Source organism: Streptomyces sp. NTH33 (assembly GCF_003236365.1).
In the GTDB taxonomy this organism is placed as follows: Bacteria; Actinomycetota; Actinomycetes; order Streptomycetales; family Streptomycetaceae; genus Streptomyces.
This window is the reverse complement of sequence record NZ_POTZ01000664.1, coordinates 1-2,872: the sequence shown is the minus strand read 5'-3', so window position 1 is coordinate 2,872 and position 2,872 is coordinate 1. Positions and strand designations below refer to the sequence as shown.

At 71.6% G+C, this 2,872-nt stretch carries 2 protein-coding genes and 1 pseudogene; all 3 read right to left on the bottom strand.

From position 1 onward, the window contains the following. Window positions 1-499: pseudogene (locus C1I97_RS34615) on the bottom strand (hypothetical protein); the annotation flags it as partial. An 11-nt stretch (window positions 500-510) separates the two neighbouring features. Further along, window positions 511-1,254 carry an ATP-binding protein gene (locus tag C1I97_RS34610; RefSeq protein WP_111006935.1) on the bottom strand — a complete coding sequence of 248 codons (744 nt, stop codon included), beginning with the start codon at window positions 1,252-1,254 and terminating at the stop codon, window positions 511-513. Further along, window positions 1,251-2,660, bottom strand: coding sequence for a Mu transposase C-terminal domain-containing protein (locus C1I97_RS34605; protein ID WP_258382883.1), 1,410 nt, complete (start codon window positions 2,658-2,660; stop codon window positions 1,251-1,253). The genes C1I97_RS34610 and C1I97_RS34605 overlap by 4 nt, the downstream gene beginning before the upstream one ends. Window positions 2,661-2,872: the final 212 nt, after the last annotated feature.

Here is a 2,872-nt window from a genome sequence, read left to right as displayed (position 1 = left end):
CGTCTGGGGGCGGGGGTTCGGCGATAGGCGTGCCGTAGTAGTGGCGGCGGGCAGCCTCGATGTCGGCGGTGACGGAGTAGTCGGCCGTCCGCAGGGCCTGGTGCAGGGCGGCGGGAAGGTGAGGGCGGTGGCAGACCAGGGTCAGGTGGATACCGGTGCGGGCCTGTAGCTGCAGAAGGCGCATCGTGCGGCGGGCGGTGAGGCGGTGAGCGCGCAGGACGGTCAGCCGGGTGACGGGCAGGGCGGTCAGCCAGGCAGTGGCGGCTTCCCAGGCGGGCTGGCGGCCGCCGGGAAAGCGGCCCGGGAGCAGGGGCGGTTTGCCCAGGGCGACGAGAAGGTCGTGGGCGAGGCCGGTTTCGCTGGTGGTGCCCGGGCCGGGGTGCAGGGTGATCCGGCCGGACGGCGGATGGTGGGCGGCCAGGGCGGTGTGCGTGTGCAGCGTGTCGTCGTGACGGTCGAGAACCACGGTGACGGACGGCAGCGGCGGGGCAGGAGGCATGGACGGTGTGGTCAGGCGAGGCGGCTGAAGGCCCAGCGCAGCAGCTCCTGGTCGACGCGGGCACGTCCCGTACGGGCCAGTGCGGTACGGGTGTGGGCGGTCAGCTGGGCCCAGGCGCGGAAGTTGCCGTGCGCGGCATGCTGGTCGGCGAACGTGATGTCCTCGGGGTCGGCGTCGGCCCAGACCGGGTGGAACAGCGGGATCACCTCGAGGACCTCGTCGGGTGTGAGGCGGGTGAACTGCTGCCAGATGAAGACACGGGAGGACAGCATCGGTTCGCGGCGCAGCACGGTGTGACAGCCCGCGCCGCCGACAAAGATGATCGCGAGCTGGGTGGAGGGCTCGTCCCACAGGTAGCGGAAGTATTCGAACGCCTCCCCGTTGAGCCACTGGGCCTCGTCGACGAGGAAGGTGCGGGGGCGTTCGGCCAGGGCCGTCTTCAGCAGACGGTCGAACTCGCTGGGGTGACGCGGTGGCTCGCCGGCCAGGTCGAGCGCGGTGAACAGTTCGTAGCGCACCGCACGGGCCGTGGGACGGGCCCGGAAGGTGATCTTGCGGACGTCCTCGCCGGGTTCGAGTGCGCGCAGGCAGATGTTGACGGCGAGGGTCTTGCCGAAGCCGGCGCCGCCGTGGATGCACATCATCGCGCGGGCAGCGACCGTGTCGGCGATGTTCTCCCGGGCAGTGAGCAGGGCGCGGGTGGTGACCACGGACGCGTCGGGCAGGTCGACGTACTGGTAGGTGGCCACGGTCACGAGGCGTCTCCGTCTTCATCGGTGGTGGGAGGTGCGGCCCGCCCGTCGCGGCCGTCCGGGGCGGAAGCGCCGTCACGGCCGTACGGGTACCGGACGGGCGGGCCTGGCGTGGTCAGCGCGGCCAGGGAAGCCGGGGTGCGCCAGTCGGCCGGGGGCGCGGCGGGCGGGATGACGTCGGGCAGCGCGAGCTGCGACAGGCCAGCGTCGGCACTCTGAGCGAGTTCGGCCTCGGCCTGCGCACCGGTCAGCGCGCCGAGCCGCTGAGGTGCCTCGGGCTGGTTCACGGCGGCGTAGCGCTCGCGCTGCGAGGCCTCCAGGTCCTTCTTCAGGCGGCGTGCGCGAGCGGACCGCGCCCTTCGTACGGCGCTGATCTGTTCGTCGGTGGCCTGGTCGGCCAGGTCCGCGGGGCCCAGGTAGCGGCCGGTGGCGGCGTGGTAGACCTCGATGCGGTGGTCGTGGTGGGGCATGAAGCGGATACGGACCTGGATCCCGGCCTGGCCGGTCATCCACGGCCCCACGTAGTCGCGTTTCCTGAAGCGGATGCCGCGGGTGGTCAGCGTGCGGGTGCCGGCGTCCTCCAGGGTGAACGTCCACAGATCCGCGGCCGGCACGTCCCGCAGCGGGGTGGGATCGTCCTGCCACGCCTGAAGCGGAGTCTTGCCCCGCAACGGCGCCGGGCGGTGCTCGGTGTTCCACCAGAGCGTCCAGGCCAGAAGCTGGGTGGTGAAGTCCTCGAAGCCCAGCAGCACTTCGTCTTTCGGACGGGAGGAGCGTTTGCCGGGGCGCGGCTGGCGGGCGTAGCCGGGCAGCGAGGCCAGGAACATGCTCTCCACCGCCCGGTTCAGGCCCTCCACGGTGCCCTTGAGGTGGGGGGTGTAGGCGGGCAGGTCCTCCACCGTCACGTCGAGGAGATCGAACGCTGCGGTCACCGTCCGGGACAGGAAGTCCTTGCCACGGTCCACCCGTACCTTCTCGGGCACGCCGCCGAACGGGCCGTAGGGTTCCTCACGCAGGACCGCGGAGCGCAGCGCGGCCAGCACCGACTCCCGCGACGGATCCCCCGGCGTGACCGCGACGCCGGTGACCGCGTTCGTCGAGCAGTCGGTGAACCAGGTGATCCACGGCCTGCGGACCTTGCCCTCGACGTCGACCAGCACCGGGGCCTGCATGTGGTCGGTCTCCCACACCTGGTTGCGCCAGCCCCGCGGCCGGGCCAGGAATACGTCGTGCTTGCGCGCCGCCCGCTCCCCTCCCGCAAGTCCGGCCCGCTCCCCCGGCGTCAGATCACGGTGGATCGCCCGGTGCAGCGTCGTCAGCGACGGTGCGTCTGCAGGCGGAGACTGCCTGGCAGCACGCAGGACCAGTTCGCGGTGGACCGCCCGCACGTTCCCCTTCCACAGCGCCAACAGTCCACGGACCTCGGGCGTGACCGTGAACCTTGCATCGACCCGGGAGCGTGCGCCGGGGTTGGCGGCCGCGGTCTCATCGCTCTGAGAGGGCGTTAAGTCCCGTTCCAGATGATCTGGTGTCGCCCGTTCGTGGGTGATGGGACGGTTCCGCCCCCGTGTCATGTCGTGTGCATGATGGGGTGGCTGGCATGGAACGGATGCCGTACGCA